At 68.9% G+C, this 14,831-nt stretch carries 13 protein-coding genes and 2 pseudogenes; 9 read left to right on the top strand and 6 right to left on the bottom strand.

The features are described 5' to 3' along the window. Together BN972_RS30135 and BN972_RS03910 are read right to left on the bottom strand one after the other, a co-directional pair. Positions 1–846, bottom strand: a pseudogene (locus BN972_RS30135) (phospho-sugar mutase); the annotation flags it as partial. Next, positions 846–1,652: a purine-nucleoside phosphorylase gene (locus tag BN972_RS03910; protein WP_036353095.1), complete on the bottom strand. Its 807-nt coding sequence runs from the start codon at positions 1,650–1,652 to the stop codon at positions 846–848. The pseudogene BN972_RS30135 and the gene BN972_RS03910, both read right to left, overlap by 1 nt. 53 nt (positions 1,653–1,705) lie before the next feature. Here BN972_RS03910 and BN972_RS03915 point away from each other — a divergent pair, with 53 nt between their 5' ends. The 3 genes from BN972_RS03915 to BN972_RS03925 all read left to right on the top strand — a co-directional run bounded on the left by BN972_RS03915 (position 1,706) and on the right by BN972_RS03925 (position 5,061). After that, complete coding sequence (locus BN972_RS03915) at positions 1,706–2,887, top strand: amidohydrolase (protein ID WP_036353098.1); 1,182 nt, start codon at positions 1,706–1,708, stop codon at positions 2,885–2,887. Next, on the top strand, positions 2,884–4,053 hold the full coding sequence (locus BN972_RS03920; RefSeq protein WP_036353101.1) for a M20 family metallopeptidase: 1,170 nt from the start codon (positions 2,884–2,886) through the stop codon (positions 4,051–4,053). Before BN972_RS03915 ends, BN972_RS03920 begins: the two co-directional genes overlap by 4 nt. 120 nt (positions 4,054–4,173) lie before the next feature. Next, on the top strand, positions 4,174–5,061 hold the full coding sequence (locus BN972_RS03925; protein ID WP_036353103.1) for a hypothetical protein: 888 nt from the start codon (positions 4,174–4,176) through the stop codon (positions 5,059–5,061). Between the two features lie 125 nt (positions 5,062–5,186). On the opposite strand, the gene BN972_RS03930 is transcribed toward BN972_RS03925, so the two are convergent. Then, positions 5,187–5,666 carry a gamma-glutamylcyclotransferase gene (locus BN972_RS03930; RefSeq protein WP_036353106.1) on the bottom strand — a complete coding sequence of 160 codons (480 nt, stop codon included), beginning with the start codon at positions 5,664–5,666 and terminating at the stop codon, positions 5,187–5,189. A gap of 46 nt (positions 5,667–5,712) precedes the next feature. Between BN972_RS03930 and BN972_RS03935 the strand changes: the two are divergent. The 3 genes and pseudogenes from BN972_RS03935 to BN972_RS03945 all read left to right on the top strand — a co-directional run. Next, positions 5,713–7,205, top strand: a pseudogene (locus BN972_RS03935) (NAD(P)H-quinone dehydrogenase); the annotation flags it as partial. A gap of 18 nt (positions 7,206–7,223) precedes the next feature. Further along, complete coding sequence (locus BN972_RS03940; RefSeq protein ID WP_036353113.1) at positions 7,224–8,963, top strand: glycerol-3-phosphate dehydrogenase/oxidase; 1,740 nt, start codon at positions 7,224–7,226, stop codon at positions 8,961–8,963. Continuing rightward, the gene (locus BN972_RS03945) at positions 8,960–9,835 is read left to right on the top strand and encodes a pseudouridine synthase (RefSeq protein WP_036353116.1); all 876 of its coding nucleotides are present in this window, start codon (positions 8,960–8,962) and stop codon (positions 9,833–9,835) included. The genes BN972_RS03940 and BN972_RS03945 overlap by 4 nt, the downstream gene beginning before the upstream one ends. Before the next feature lie 29 nt (positions 9,836–9,864). On the opposite strand, the gene BN972_RS03950 is transcribed toward BN972_RS03945, so the two are convergent. Together BN972_RS03950 and BN972_RS03955 are read right to left on the bottom strand one after the other, a co-directional pair. After that, complete coding sequence (locus BN972_RS03950; protein ID WP_036353119.1) at positions 9,865–10,077, bottom strand: hypothetical protein; 213 nt, start codon at positions 10,075–10,077, stop codon at positions 9,865–9,867. A 78-nt stretch (positions 10,078–10,155) separates the two neighbouring features. Then, complete coding sequence (locus BN972_RS03955) at positions 10,156–10,506, bottom strand: DUF732 domain-containing protein (RefSeq protein WP_036353120.1); 351 nt, start codon at positions 10,504–10,506, stop codon at positions 10,156–10,158. 220 nt (positions 10,507–10,726) lie between these two features. Here BN972_RS03955 and pstS point away from each other — a divergent pair, with 220 nt between their 5' ends. The 3 genes from pstS to BN972_RS03970 all read left to right on the top strand — a co-directional run bounded on the left by pstS (position 10,727) and on the right by BN972_RS03970 (position 14,055). Then, a complete protein-coding gene (gene pstS / locus BN972_RS03960; RefSeq protein ID WP_036353124.1) occupies positions 10,727–11,845 on the top strand; it encodes a phosphate ABC transporter substrate-binding protein PstS in 1,119 nt (372 codons plus the stop codon). 104 nt (positions 11,846–11,949) lie between these two features. Continuing rightward, entirely contained in the window at positions 11,950–13,110 is a 1,161-nt protein-coding gene (locus tag BN972_RS03965; RefSeq protein WP_036353127.1) for a PPE family protein, read from the top strand. Positions 13,111–13,137: 27 nt separating this feature from the next. Continuing rightward, entirely contained in the window at positions 13,138–14,055 is a 918-nt protein-coding gene (locus tag BN972_RS03970) for an extracellular catalytic domain type 1 short-chain-length polyhydroxyalkanoate depolymerase (protein WP_036353130.1), read from the top strand. Between the two features lie 7 nt (positions 14,056–14,062). Here the strand turns inward: BN972_RS03970 and nei2 are convergent, their stop codons facing one another. After that, positions 14,063–14,830, bottom strand: coding sequence for an endonuclease VIII Nei2 (gene nei2, locus BN972_RS03975; protein ID WP_036353133.1), 768 nt, complete (start codon positions 14,828–14,830; stop codon positions 14,063–14,065). Between the last annotated feature and the right edge of the window lies 1 nt (position 14,831).

Consider the following 14,831-nt stretch of genomic DNA (forward strand, 5'->3'; position numbering starts at 1 on the left):
ATCGGTCGGCGTCCGGGGGTCCAGCGCGATCGCCACGTCGGCCCCAACGTCGGCGGCCAGCGTGAGCAGCGCGTCGGTGGCGCCGGGCTCCTCGGGGTTGGGGAACGCGACGGTGGGGAAGTCGGGGTCGGGTGCGAATTGGGTGGCGACGGTGTGCACGTCGTCGAAGCCGGCCCGCCGCAGTGCCTCGACGGCCAGCGCGCCCCCGACCCCGTGCATCGGCGTCAGGGCCACCCGCGCGGCGCCGCTGCCCCGGCGAATGCCCTTCACGCGCTGCAAATACCGCTCGATCAGATCGGTGTCGGAGGGCCGCACGGGTTGGCGCGGAATCTCGTCGGCCGGGGGAGCGGCGGCCATCGCGGCCTCGATGCGCCGGTCGGTGGGGGACACGATCTGCATCCCACCGTCCAGATAGACCTTATAGCCGTTGTCGATCGCGGGATTGTGCGAGGCGGTGATCTGTATTCCCGCAGCGGCGCCGAGCTGGCGCACCGCGAAGGCAACCACCGGAGTGGGCACCGGTTCGCCGAATGACACCACCGAAAAACCCTGTGCGGCAAGAACTTCAGCGGCTGCCGTGGCGAAATCCGCCGAGCCGTGCCGGGCATCGCGGCCCACCACCACCTGCCCGGGGCCGCCGAGCACCTGCGCCAGCGCCCACGTCGCGCGCAGCACCACCGCAACGTTCATCGCGTCCGGGCCGCCGCGCACCGGTCCGCGCAGGCCTGCGGTGCCGAAGGCGAGCGGACGGGCGAACCGGGCGGCGAGTTCGTCGGGACCCAGCGCGGCAAGCTCGGCCGCCGTCCGTGGATCCGGGTCGTGCGCGATCCACTCCTCGGGCGTCACTAGAACCGGGCTATCACGTCGGCCAGCAGCGATCCCATTCGCTCGGCCGATGCGGCCCCGGCGGCCAGCACCTCGGCGTGGCTGAGCGGCTCGCCGGTGATGCCGGCGGCCAGGTTCGTCACCAGCGATATGCCCAATACCTCGGCGCCCGCCGCGCGGGCGGCAATGGTCTCGTGCACCGTGGACATGCCCACCAGGTCGGCGCCGAGGATGCGCAGCATGCGGATCTCGGCGGGCGTTTCGTAGTGCGGACCCGGCAGGCCCGCGTAGACCCCCTCGGCCAGTTCGGGATCGCATTCGCGGGCAAGGGCCCGCAATCGCGGCGCGTAGGCGTCGGTCAGATCGACGAACTGCGCGCCCACCAACGGTGACCGTGCCGTCAGGTTCAGGTGGTCACTGATCAGGACCGGCTGGCCCACCCGCAGGTCGGGGCTCAGGCCGCCGGCCGCGTTGGTGAGCACGACGATGCGCGCCCCCGCCGCGCAGGCCGCCCGGACCGGGTGCACAACGTGCCGCAGATCATGCCCTTCGTACGGATGGATGCGGCCGGCCAACACCAGCACCTGGTGCACGCCGACCGGCACCGACAGCAGCTCACCGGCGTGTCCCGCGGCCCGCGGCGGCGTGAATCCGGGGACGTCCGCCTGAGGCAGCACCGCGGTGGGGGTGCCGAGCGCGGCGATGGCGGGCGACCACCCCGAGCCGAGCACGACCGCCACATTGTGCTCGCCGACGCCGGTGCGCTCGCCGATGACCTTGGCGGCTTGGGATGCAAGCTCATCGGGCTCGGAGGTCAGGCTGGTCACACTGGGCGAGACTACTGGCCAGGTAGGTGGTCCGGCGATGAGATACTGCGAGAATGCCCGCGCTCAACGCACCCGACAGCGTCGAGGCGACGGTGCGACGCCGGGGCAGTGATCTGGTCGAGTTGTCGCACGCGATCCACGCCGAGCCCGAGTTGGCGTTCGGCGAATATCGGAGCTGCGCGAAGGCCAAGGCGCTGGCCGCCGAACGCGGTTTCGAGATGAACCCAGTTGCTGGCCTGGACACGGCCTTTCGGGCGAATTTCGGCAGCGGTCCGCTGGTGGTGGGGGTCTGCGCCGAATACGACGCGCTGCCCGAGATCGGGCACGCCTGCGGGCACAACATCATCGCGGCCTCGGCGGTGGGGACCGCGTTGGCGCTGGCCGAGGTGGCCGACGACCTCGGTCTGACGGTCGCGTTGCTCGGCACGCCGGCCGAGGAGTCCGGTGGCGGCAAGGAGCTGATGCTGCGGGCCGGTACGTTCGACGACGTCGCCGTGGCCGTGATGGTGCACCCGGGGCCGTCCGACATCGCCGGCGCGCGCTCGCTGGCGCTGTCCGAGGTGACCGTGCACTACCGCGGCAAGGAGTCGCACGCGGCCGTCGCGCCGCATCTCGGCGTCAACGCCGCCGACGCCGTCACCGTCGCGCAGGTGGCCATCGGCCTGTTGCGCCAGCAACTGGCGCCTGGGCAGATGACCCACGGGGTCGTTACCGACGGCGGGCAGGCGGTCAACGTGATCCCCGGGCAGGCGGCGCTGAAATACGCGATGCGGGCGGTGGAGTCCGATTCGCTGCGTGAACTCGAGGGCAGGATGTACGCCTGCTTCGCGGCGGGCGCACTGGCGGCGGGCTGCGAATACGAGATCGAAGAGGCCGGTCCGGCGTACGCGGAACTGCGGCCTGACCGATGGCTGGCCGACGTCTGCAGGTCGGAGATGCGCCGGCTGGGGCGCGAACCCGTGCCGGCCGAAATCGAGGCGGGGCTACCGCTGGGCAGCACCGACATGGGCAATGTGACGCATGTGCTGCCGGGGATTCATCCGATCATCGGGGTCGACGCCGGGGGTGCGACGGTGCATCAGCGCGCCTTCGCCGCCGCCGCGGCCGGGCCCAGCGCCGACCTGGCGGTAGTAGACGGGGCGGTCATGCTGGCCCGCGCGGTCGTCGCGCTCGCCGAGGACACCGCTCAGCGGGACCGGGTGCTGACGGCGCAGCAGCGCAGGGCGGCTTCATGAGCCTTGTCGACAGCGCCGAATCGTGGCTGGCCGCCCACTACGAGGACCTGGTGGCGTGGCGTCGACACATCCACCGCTACCCCGAACTGGGCCGGCAGGAGTTCGCCACTACCCAGTTCGTCGCCGAGCGGCTGGGCGATGCCGGGCTGAACCCCAAAGTGCTGCCGGGCGGAACGGGATTGACTTGCGACTTCGGACCCGAGCATCAGCCCAGGATCGCGCTGCGGGCCGACATGGATGCGCTGCCGATGGCCGAGCTGACCGGCGCGCCGTACGCCTCGACGATGCCGAACATCGCTCACGCCTGCGGTCATGACGCGCACACCGCGATCCTGCTTGGGACTGCGCTGGCGCTGGCGTCGGTGCCCGAGCTGCCGGTGGGGGTGCGGCTGATCTTCCAGGCCGCCGAGGAGCTGATGCCCGGTGGCGCCATCGACGCGATCGCGGCCGGTGCGCTGACCGGCGTGTCGCGCATCTTCGCGCTGCACTGCGATCCCCGGCTCGAGGTGGGGAAGGTCGCCGTGCGGCTGGGACCGATCACGTCCGCGGCGGACCAGCTGGAGATCACCCTGTATTCGCCGGGCGGTCATACTTCACGCCCGCATCTCACGGCCGACCTGGTCTACGGGCTGGGCACGGTGATCACCGGGCTGCCCGGGGTGTTGTCACGTCGCATCGACCCGCGTAACAGCACGGTGCTGGTGTGGGGGGCGGTCAATGCGGGCGTGGCGCCCAACGCGATCCCGCAGAGCGGGGTGCTGGCCGGAACCGTGCGTACGGCGAGCCGCCAGACCTGGATCGACCTCGAAGGGATCATCCGCGAGGCCGTCGCCGGGTTGTTGTCGCCGCTGGCGATCGAGCACACGCTGCAATACCGTCGCGGCGTGCCGCCGGTGGTCAACGAGGACGTCTCGACGCGGATCCTCACCCACGCCATCGAAGCCGTCGGGCCCGACGTGCTGGCCGACACCCGTCAGTCCGGCGGCGGTGAGGACTTCTCCTGGTACCTCGAAGAGATTCCAGGCGCGATGGCCAGGCTGGGCGTGTGGTCAGGCGAGGGCCCGCAGCTCGATCTACACCAGCCGACGTTCGACCTCGACGAGCGCGCGTTGGCCATCGGAGTGCGGGTGATGGTGAACATCATCGAGCAGTCCGGCGCCTTCTGAGCTTTTTCTCTTTGCCGCGAGCGTGCGTAGATGTCCGGCGACACGCCGCGCGAGCCGGCATTCTGCGCACCTTCGCGCAGTGAATTGTGTTGCCGCGAAGGCGCTCCGACGATATCCGGCATGAACGCAGACCTCGACGAACTGCTGGCCGCCCAGGGCGGAGTCGCGACCGCCGCGCAAGTCCGGAAGTTCCTCACCCGTCGCGAGCTCGAAGTTCACTTGAACTGCGGTGCACTGCAACGAATTTGGTACGGCGTCTACTGCAGAGACACTCCGACAACGGCCCAGCGGCTGCGGGGACTCGACTTGGCAGCTGGCACGACAGTCGCGGCGTGTATGGGTACCGCCGCAGCGGCATACGGCTTCGACACCGAACAGACATCGGAAGTGCACGTGCTCAATCCCGTTCACCGCCAACTGCGAACGGCGCCGGGCCTGGTTGTGCATCGGCGCAACGGAGCGCCCCTGAAACTGCTTGCCGGCCGACCGGTCACCACACCTGCGTGGACGGCGGTCGAGGTGGCCCGCACACTGCGGCGGCCTCGTACCTTGGCGACGCTGGACGCCGCGCTACGCAGCACTACCTGTAGCCGCGGCGATCTGGCGCGGGTCGTCGAGCTGCAGGCCGGTCGCCGCGGCATCGCGCACGTCCGCGAGTTACTGTCGCTGGCCTCGCCGTTGGCGGAGTCCCCGATGGAGAGCGAGGCAAGGCTGGTCATGATCGACGGCGGTTTGCCGACACCGCTGTTGCAGTACGAGATCGTCGACCTCTCCGGCAAGGTACGGCGGTTCGACTTCGCGTGGCCGCAGTACCGGCTGCTGGCCGAGTACGACGGCGTCGGCTGGCACAGTGGCCCGGCGGCATTCTTCAACGACCGGGAGCGCTGGACGGCAGCTCAGGACCTCAACTGGGTGGTCGTGCCGATTGTCGCCGAGGACGTGCGACGTTATCCCGCCGATCTGGTCCGACGGTTGAGGGCGCGGATGGAACGGGCGATGGCGGCCTGACCCACGGCGCGAGGGTGCGTAGATTGCCGGTGGCAGCGGCGCGTCGCCGGACATCTGCGCACGCTCGCGGCAGGGGACGCGGGCAGGAGCGCCTGCCAAGGCGAGTCGCGCGCGAGGAAAGAGACCTACCCGCTCGTTCCGGGCCCTATATTGCGGGCCGGCCGAGTGCGCAGATCGTGCACATATTCCGGCGGCGCCCCGGCGATTTCGGCGGCGTCGGCCATAACTCCGAGATACCGCGCCGACGGCAGTCCGCCCTCCCAGGCGTCCAGCACATACAGCCACGCCAGTACGGGATCGATGTCGGTGTCAGACGTTTCACGCTCCACCCGGCAACGGATCTTCTTGTGAACGCCGAACTCGGAGCCTTCCCAGCGATCCAGATTCATCTCGTCGGCCGGGGTCATGTCGTAGAGCACGACGAACACCCGGGAATCGGGGTCCTCGACCACCGTCGCGAGCGCGCCTTCCCAGCCGATGTCCTCGCCGCCGAACGTCAGCCGCCACCCGGGCAACCAGCCGGTTCCGGCCATCGGCGAGTGCGGTGCGCGCTTGAGCATCTGCTCGGGATGCATGTTCGATCCGTACGCGGCGTAGAGCGGCACGGGGAAAGCTTAGACGGCATGTGCATGGTCAGCGGGCTAGGTTCAAGTGGTGACTCGCATCGTGATCCTCGGCGGAGGCCCGGCCGGATACGAAGCCGCCCTGGTGGCCGCCAACGCCCGCCCCGACGTCCAAGTCACCGTGATCGACTCCGACGGCATCGGCGGAGCGGCGGTCACCGACGACTGCGTGCCGTCCAAGACGTTCATCGCCTCGACCTGGTTGCGCACCGAACTGCGCCGCGCGCCACGGCTGGGCTTCGACATCGACATTGACGACGCGAAAATCGACCTGGCGCAGATCCATACCCGTGTCCGGCGCCTCGCCGCCGAGCAGTCCGACGACATCGCCACCCAACTGCGTAACGTGGGCGTCCAGCTGGTCGCCGGACGCGGTGAGCTGATCGATCCGACTCCCGGCCTGGCAGGGCACCGCATCAAGGCGACCGCCGCGGACGGCACCATCACCGAGTACGACGCCGACTTCGTGCTGATCGCCACCGGCGCCAGTCCGCGGGTGCTGCCCTCGGCCCAGCCCGACGGCGAGCGGATCCTCACCTGGCGCCAGCTCTATGACCTCAAAGAGCTGCCCGAGCATCTGATCGTGGTGGGCTCGGGCGTCACCGGCGCCGAATTCGTCCACGCCTACACCGAGTTGGGTGTGCAGGTCAGTGTCGCCGCCAGCCGGGACCGGGTGCTGCCCTACGAGGACGCCGACGCGGCGGCAGTGCTGGAAGAATCGTTCGCCGAACGCGGCGTGCAGCTGTTCAAAAACGCGCGCGCCGAATCGGTCAAACGCACCGACGACGGCGTCCTGGTCACCATGACCGACGGGCGCACCGTCGAAGGCAGCCACGCTCTGATGACCATCGGCTCGGTGCCCAACACCAGCGGACTCGGGCTGGAACGCGTGGGCATCGAGCTCGCGCCGGGCGACTACCTGAAGGTGGACCGCGTCTCGCGCACCTCGGTGCCGGGCATCTACGCGGCGGGCGACTGCACCGGCCTGCTCCTGCTGGCCTCGGTGGCCGCGATGCAGGGCCGCATCGCGATGTACCACGCGCTTGGCGAGGGAGTCAGCCCGATCCGGCTGCGCACCGTCGCCGCGACGGTGTTCACCCGGCCGGAGATCGCCGCCGTCGGCGTCCCGCAGTCGGCCATCGACGACGGGTCGTTCAGCGCGCGCACCATCATGCTGCCGCTACACACCAACGCCCGGGCCAAAATGTCCGGGCTGCGGCAGGGTTTCGTAAAGATCTTCTGCCGCAAGTCCACCGGCGTGGTGATCGGCGGCGTGGTGGTGGCCCCGATCGCCTCTGAGCTGATCCTGCCGATCGCGGTGGCCGTCACCAACCGCATCACGGTCAACGAGTTGGCCCAGACGCTCGCCGTCTACCCGTCGCTGTCGGGGTCCATCACCGAGGCCGCCCGCCGCCTGATGGCACATGACGATCTGGATTAGGCCGAATTCAAAGAGCGAAGGCCGACTCTCGGACCGCGAAGCAACTAGCCTTGGCTGAGCACCGCTTACCGACGAGTAACCGACAGGAGCCTGTTGTCGTGAGCAACCCGATCGAGAACGAGCCTGCCGCTTCGCTGGGACCTGAGCAGCGCGCGGCGGCCTGGCAGCGGCTCGGTACCGAACAGTTCGACGTGGTCGTCATCGGCGGCGGTGTGGTGGGCTCCGGTTGTGCGCTGGATGCGGCCACCCGCGGACTGAAGGTCGCGCTCGTCGAGGCGCGCGACTTCGCCTCCGGCACATCGAGCCGCTCCTCGAAGATGTTCCACGGTGGCCTGCGCTACCTGGAACAACTCGAGTTCGGCCTGGTGCGCGAGGCCCTCTACGAGCGCGAGTTGTCGCTGACCACCCTGGCGCCCCACCTGGTCAAGCCGATGCCGTTCCTGTTCCCGTTGACCAAGCGCTGGTGGGAGCGCCCGTACATCGCCGCGGGCATCTTCCTCTACGACAGCCTGGGCGGCGCGAAGTCGGTCCCCGCGCAGAAACACATGACACGAGCCGGGGCGCTGCGGCTGAGTCCGGGGCTCAAGCGCAGCTCCTTGATCGGCGGCATCCGCTACTACGACACCGTCGTCGACGACGCCCGGCACACCATGACGGTCGCGCGGACCGCGGCCCACTACGGCGCGGTGGTGCGCTCCTCCACGCAGGTGGTGGCGTTGCTGCGGGAGGGGGACCGGGTCACCGGCGTGCGGGTGCGCGACTCCGAGGACGGCGAGGTCACCGAGGTCCGCGGCCACGTGGTGATCAACGCGACGGGGGTGTGGACCGACGAGATCCAGGCGCTGTCCAAGCAGCGCGGCCGGTTCAAGGTGCGCGCCTCCAAGGGCGTGCACGTGGTGGTTCCCCGAGACCGCATCGTCAGTGACGTCGCAATCATCCTGCGCACCGAGAAGTCCGTGATGTTCGTCATCCCATGGGGCAGCCACTGGATCATCGGCACCACCGACACCGACTGGAACCTTGACCTGGCCCATCCGGCGGCGACCAAGGCGGACATCGACTACATCCTGGGCACTGTCAACACTGTGCTCGCGACCCCACTCACCCACGCCGACATAGACGGGGTTTACGCCGGGCTGCGGCCGTTGCTGGCCGGGGAGAGCGAGGAGACCTCCAAGCTGTCGCGCGAGCATGCGGTCGCGGTACCGGCGGCCGGCCTGGTCGCCATCGCCGGCGGCAAGTACACCACCTACCGGGTGATGGCGGCGGACGCGGTAGACGCGGCGGCCGAGTTCATCCCGGCCCGGGTGGCGCCGTCGATCACCCAGAAGGTGCCGCTGATGGGTGCCGACGGCTACTTCGCCCTGATCAACCAGACCGAGAACGTCGGCGCGATGCGCGGCCTGCACCCCTACCGGGTGCGGCACCTGCTGGACCGCTACGGGTCGTTGATCGACGAGGTGCTGGCGTTGGCGGCCAAGGATTCCAGCCTGCTTGGCCCGATCAAAGAGGCGCCCGGCTACCTCAAGGTGGAGGCCCTGTACGCGGTCGCCGCGGAGGGGGCGCTGCACCTCGAGGACATTCTGGCGCGCCGCATGCGGATCTCGATCGAGTACTCGCACCGCGGCGTCGACTGTGCGCGCGAGGTGGCCGAGCTGGTCGCCCCCGTGCTGGGCTGGAGCTCCGCCGACGTCGACCGCGAGGTCGCCAACTACAAGGCGCGGGTGGAAGCCGAAGTCCTTTCCCAAGCCCAGCCCGACGACGTGTCCGCCGACGAGCTGCGCGCCAGCGCGCCCGAGGCGAGGGCCGAGATCCTCGAGCCGGTGCCGCTCAATTGAGGCCTGCGCCGCTTCCGGTTCGCGACGGACTGGGGCCGGCGCGGGTCCGGCTGCACGGCGGCGCGGTATTGGCTGAGCTGACTACCCGCTTCGGCGCGGCGGTGCGGGCGAAAGTCATAGCCGGAGAGGTCGTCGACGCCGACGGCGCGGTGGTCGACGACACGACGGTGCTGCCCGCCGGGGCGAGCGTGTATCTCTACCGGGACCTGCCGCAGGAGGTGCCGGTGCCGTTTCCGATCGAGGTGCTGCACCGCGACGACGACATCGTGGTCGTCGACAAACCGCACTTCCTGGCCACCATGCCGCGGGGCCGCCATGTGGCCCAGACCGCGCTGGTGCGCTTGCGGCGCGAGCTGGGACTACCGGAACTCAGCCCGGCCCACCGGCTGGACCGGCTGACCGCCGGGGTGCTGCTGTTCACCACCCGCCGCGAGCTAAGGGGTAAGTACCAAACACTTTTCGCGCGCGGCGAGGTGCGCAAGACGTATCTGGCCCGCGCTGCGGTCGACCCGCGACTTTCGCTGCCGCGGTTAGTGCGCAACCGGATCATCAAGCGTCGCGGGCAGTTACAGGCCGTCGTCGAGCCGGGAGTGCCGAACGCCGAGACGCACATCGAGCTGCTCTCGCCGGACGGCTTGTACCGGCTGACCCCGCGGACCGGCCGCACCCACCAGCTGCGGGTGCACATGGCCTCGCTGGGTGTGCCGATCCTGGGAGACCCGTTGTATCCCAGCATCATTGCCGTAGCTGACGACGATTTCAGCACGCCGCTGCAACTGCTGGCGCAGCGGATCGATTTCGACGACCCGGTCACCGGGTCACGCCGCGAGTTCATCAGCCGACGAGAACTAGTTCGCCGCTCGCTTAGCTGAGCGGGTCCGGTAAGAGGGGGCGCGGCGAACTAACTGTCGTCGCCCAGTAGGTCGCTCAGACCGTTCTCGATACCGGTATCGATTTGCTCACGCATGGTGCCCCGGCTGGGGAACATGTTTTCGCCGCTTTCGCATCCGCAACTGAGGCCGCCGTACACACTCGGATCGGCGCCGGCCGGATTCGCGGTCGCCATCGCGGCGGCGAGCGCGATCGCCGCCGCGGACAACACTTTTCTGATCACCCATTACCACCCGTGATTTGCGTATCGAAAGTGTATGGGGTGAACGACGCCCGAGCGTTACGTCCCAGTAAATGTTGGCTAGTTCGTCGTGTGATGCCGCGGGCAGTAGGCGGCGATGCTCACTCCGACGAAATACCCGGCGTGATAGCCATCGAGGTTGCTGCTGCCCGTCACTTCGTTGGCGACGTCGGCCTTCTGCCTACCGTTGTCCAACTCGTCGCAAACCTGATGAGCCGCCAGGATCGCGGCCTGCGGCGTGCCAAAGTTGATGTTGTGCGCCTGCAGGGCGCCGAGGAACTGACTGTCGATCCCGTCGGCGCGGGCGGCCGAGTCCGTCACCATTCCCGTCAGGGTGAGCGCCGCGGCGACGGCGGGAGCGGCTATGAACGATCGCAGGAGGAAGGGCGAACGCGGGTTGCTGGCAGCCATCGCTGGCACCTCCTCACGACTGAAGTAACACGCTGCTTACATAGCGATCATCGCACGCAACAATCCCCGATGGGCGACATCCCTGTTTCGCGTGACGTTGACCGCGCCGGCTGTCCGGGCCGTGAACCGGACGGAAACTGCGGCTGAAATGATCGCGTCCGGATGGCGGCGGCCACGGTCGAGAACAAATCGCGGTGCGCGAAACTTGTTAGCATGCCTCGTGAATCTCAAGCTCCGCCGATTCGCGGGCGCGCTCATCGCGATCGTTGTCGGTCCGTTGACGGTGTCGGCGTGCGCCGGTGGCGACAACGCCGCTCAGGGCGGCAAAACAACCCCTGCCGCGGCGGCGAACGCGGACTGCGGCAGCAAAGCAACGCTGAAGGCCAGCGGTTCCACTGCGCAGGCTAACGCGATGACGCGTTTTGCCCGGGCCTTCGAGCAGGCCTGTCCCGGGCGGTCGCTCAACTACACGGCCAACGGTTCGGGTGCGGGCATCGATGAATTCTTAACCGGAAGAACAGATTTCGCAGGTTCGGACTCGCCGCTGGGAAAGGACGAGTACGGCAGAGCCCAGCAGCGGTGCGGCTCGCCGGTGTGGAACCTACCGATGGTGTTCGGGCCCATCGCGATTGCCTACAACGTTGGCGGGCTGGATTCGCTGAACCTCGACGGGCCCACGACGGCCAGGATTTTCAACGGCGCCATCACCGACTGGAACGATCCCGCGATCCAGGCACTGAACCAGGGTCGCAGCCTGCCCGCGAAGTCGATTCGGGTCGTCTTCCGCAGCGACGAGTCCGGGACGTCGGAGAACTTCCAGCGCTATCTCGACACTGCCGCGGGCGGAGCCTGGGGCCGGGGTGCCGCCAGGACCTTTAACGGCGGGGTCGGCGAGGGCAGGGTGGGAAGTGCGGGCGCCGCCGCGGCGGTGGGGGAGACAGACGGGTCGATCACCTACGTGGAATGGTCTTTTGCCCTCGCGCAACGGCTGAACGTGGCCAAAGTGGTGACCTCGGCAGGCCCGGAACCTGTCGGCATCGACCCCGAATCGGTGGGCAAGACGATCGGGGCCGCCTGGTTCATCCGGCCGGGCAATGACTTGACCTTCGACACCATCTCGTTTTACCGACCGAACCAGCCCGGCGCCTATCCGATCGTGCTTGCCACGTATGAGATCGTCTGCTCGAAATACCCGGATGCGCAGGTCGGCGCGGCCGTGAAAGCCTTCCTGAAAAGTGCCGCGGGCGCCGGTCAGCAGGGATTGGCGGACACCGGCTATGTGCCGATCCCCGGCGAGTTCAAACCACGACTGTCGGCGGCGATCGACGCCGTCTCGTGATCCCACTCGCCGCTTCCCGCCGACGCGCAATGTTCCTAGGTATTTCCCTTCATAGTCAACGCAAAGTTTCGCGAAAATTTACCTGAGTTGACATTGTGTATGGCATGGATTTCATCGGCCTGCCCCCCGAGGTCACCTCGGCGCTGATTCACGCCGGTCCCGGCGCGGAATCGTTGATCGAGGCATCGGGTGCGTGGCAGCGGCTGGGCACCGACTTGGAAGAGGCGGCCGGAAGCTATACCGCCGTGCTCTCGGCACTGGCCAGCGATTGGCACGGGCCCTCGACCCTGGCCATGATCGACGCTGCGGTGCCCTACCTCACCTGGATGCGCTCCACTGCTCAGCAGTGTCATCAGCTGGCCTCTTCGATGCAGGCCGCGGTGGCGGCATACGGCACCACCGTCGCAGCCATGGTGCGGCCCGCGGAGGTGGCCGCGAACCGGACGCAGTTGGCACAGCTGCTGGCCACCAATGGACTGGGCCGGAATCTGGCGGCGATCGCCGAAACGGAAGCGCAGTACGAGCGGATGTGGGTCAACAACGCGGCGGCGATGTACCGCTACCAGGTGGCTTCGGCGCAGGCCACCGCCTTGCCGCAGTTCGTTTCGCCGCCCTCGATCGCCGATCCCGCCGGGACAGCGGCGCAGGCCAACGCGGTGGGCGCGGCCGCTGCCGTGGCGCCCGCCGACGCGGTTCCGCCCCCGGTCTCGCCATTCGACTCGGTTCTGCAGGCGATCGGTGTCACGTTCGACCCGAACCAGGGGTGGTTCGGGTTGGCCAACACCTACGCGAACCAGTTCGTTTCGTCGGGCTTCCCGATCAACCTGCTCAGCTACATGGCGCAGAGCAGCTCGGCCCAGGCGTTGCAGGCCGTCGCCCCCGATATTGCCGAGGGCCTGTCGGAGGGGGAATCCGCACTGGGGTCCGCGGCCACCAGCCTGTCCAGCGCCGCCGGAGCGCTCGGTGCCGTCGAGGCGCCGACGGCGGCGATGGGCGTGGCGGTCTCGATGGGCAGCCTGTCGGCCCCGCCGGCGGCGACGGGCGTGCTGACTGCCGCACACATGCCGGTGCAGCTTGCGTCCGCGGTGTCGCCGCTTCCCGCCGGAGACGCAGGGTCCGGTTTCCCGATGCTTCCACCGCTGATGGCGCCACCGATCGCGGCGGGCAGCGGCTGGCGCAAGCGCAAGGAACAGAAGTACGAGGACCTGGCGATGGGCCTCGAGCTGAAGGGCACCTTCATGCCGCGCCCGCCCTCGGCGGGGTGAACGCGGGCGATCGGTACTTTTGACGTCATGCCGTGGTTGCGATTGCTGTCGCTGGCTGTGCTTGCGGTGGTGCTGGTCGGGTGCAACGAACGCCAGGTCCAGGCTGCGCGCGCCCGCGACCAGGCGGGGATGCTGCCCTACGGCGGCCTGAACCGTACCTACCTGGTGCACTTGCCGCCCGGCCCGCCGGTGGGGCTGGTGCTCAACCTGCACGGCGGCGGAGGCACCGGCGCCGGGCAGCGCGGCCTGTCCAACTTCGACTCCATCGCCGACGCCAACGGTTTCCTGGTGGTCTATCCCGACGGTTATGACAAGAGCTGGGCCGACGGGCGCGGTGCGGCGCCGGCCGACCGCAAGCATCTCGACGACGTGGGCTTCCTGGTATCGCTGGTGAACAAGCTGCGCAGCGACTACAACGTCCCCGCCGGACACGTCTTTGCGACCGGAATGTCCAACGGCGGCTTCATGTCCAACCGTCTTGCGTGCGACCACGCCGAGCTCTTCGCTGCGATCGCGCCGGTCTCGGGCACGCTGGGCATCGGCGTGCCGTGCAACCCGTCGCGCCCGGTGTCGGTCCTCGACGCGCACGGCACCGGCGACTCGGTGGTCCCGTACAACGGCGGCGCGGTCCGCGGCCGCGGCGGCATCAGCCACGCCATCTCGGTGAACAGCATGCTCGACCGGTGGCGGGCCGTGGACCGCTGCCAGGGCGACCCGTCGTCCCAGGAGTTGCCCAACGTCGGCGACGGCACCGTCGTGCGCCGATTCGACTCGCGGGCCTGCGCCGACAACACCGAAGTCGTGCACTACCGGATCGAAAAGGGCGGGCACACCTGGCCCGGCGGCAAGCAGTACCTGCCCAAAGCGGTGATCGGGTCGACCACGCGCGCGTTCGACGGATCGGAAGTCATCGCCGAGTTCTTCTTGAGCCACGGCCGCGACTGATCCGGCTTCAGCGCTGGCAGACGGGGCACCAGTACTGCACCCGTTCGGTGGTGCCGCCCGGCGGTTCCCAGCGAGCGATGGGCGTCCCGCACCGTCGGCAACGCTGCCCCGCCCGCCCGTAGACCCACACCTGCCGGCCGGCTCGGGTATCGCCGGTGGTGCAGCGATGCCAGCGCATCCGGTTGGCCCACAACATGTCCCGAGCCCGGGTGACCAGTCGCAGCGGGTCGGCGATGTCGCGGACCGGCGCGGTGGGCAGATGCCCGCTGACGAAGCAGAGTTCGTTGGCGAAGACGTTGCCGACCCCGGCCATGACGCGCTGGTCGAGCAGTGCCTCGGCGATGGGCCGATCCGGGTCGGCAATCAGGTTGGTCGCCGCCAGCTTCGGATCCCAGTCCGGCCCCAACAGGTCCGGCCCGAGGTAGGCGACAGCGGCGACGTCGTCCTCGCGGTCGAGGATCTCCAGCACCCCCAGGTCGACCCCCACCGCGCGAATGTCACCGGCTTCCAGGATCATTCGCGCCCGATGGTCAACCCGCACCCGGTGATCACCGACGCGCCAACTGCCGTCCATCTTCAGGTGCGAATGAATGCTGGCCCAGCCGACGCGGATGAACAGGTGCTTGCCTCTACTGAGCACCTCGTCCACCGTGTGCCCGGTGAGGTCGACGGTCGCATACCGCGGCACCCGGACGTCGCAGCGCGTCAGCGTGCGCCCCACCAGGTGTTCGCGCAGTGTGGCCGCGGTGTGCCACACGGTGTCGCCTTCGGGCATG

Source organism: Mycobacterium asiaticum DSM 44297 (assembly GCF_000613245.1).
GTDB classification, from domain to species: Bacteria; Actinomycetota; Actinomycetes; order Mycobacteriales; family Mycobacteriaceae; genus Mycobacterium; species Mycobacterium asiaticum.

Coding starts and splice junctions, on each gene's coding strand:
- BN972_RS03920 (WP_036353101.1), top strand. CDS start 2,884: ATGAGCCTTGTCGACAGCGCCGAATCGTGGCTGGCCGCCCACTACGAG.
- BN972_RS03925 (WP_036353103.1), top strand. CDS start 4,174: ATGAACGCAGACCTCGACGAACTGCTGGCCGCCCAGGGCGGAGTCGCG.
- BN972_RS03965 (WP_036353127.1), top strand. CDS start 11,950: ATGGATTTCATCGGCCTGCCCCCCGAGGTCACCTCGGCGCTGATTCAC.
- BN972_RS03970 (WP_036353130.1), top strand. CDS start 13,138: ATGCCGTGGTTGCGATTGCTGTCGCTGGCTGTGCTTGCGGTGGTGCTG.
- BN972_RS03955 (WP_036353120.1), bottom strand. CDS start 10,506: ATGGCTGCCAGCAACCCGCGTTCGCCCTTCCTCCTGCGATCGTTCATA.
- BN972_RS03915 (WP_036353098.1), top strand. CDS start 1,706: ATGCCCGCGCTCAACGCACCCGACAGCGTCGAGGCGACGGTGCGACGC.
- nei2 (WP_036353133.1), bottom strand. CDS start 14,830: ATGCCCGAAGGCGACACCGTGTGGCACACCGCGGCCACACTGCGCGAA.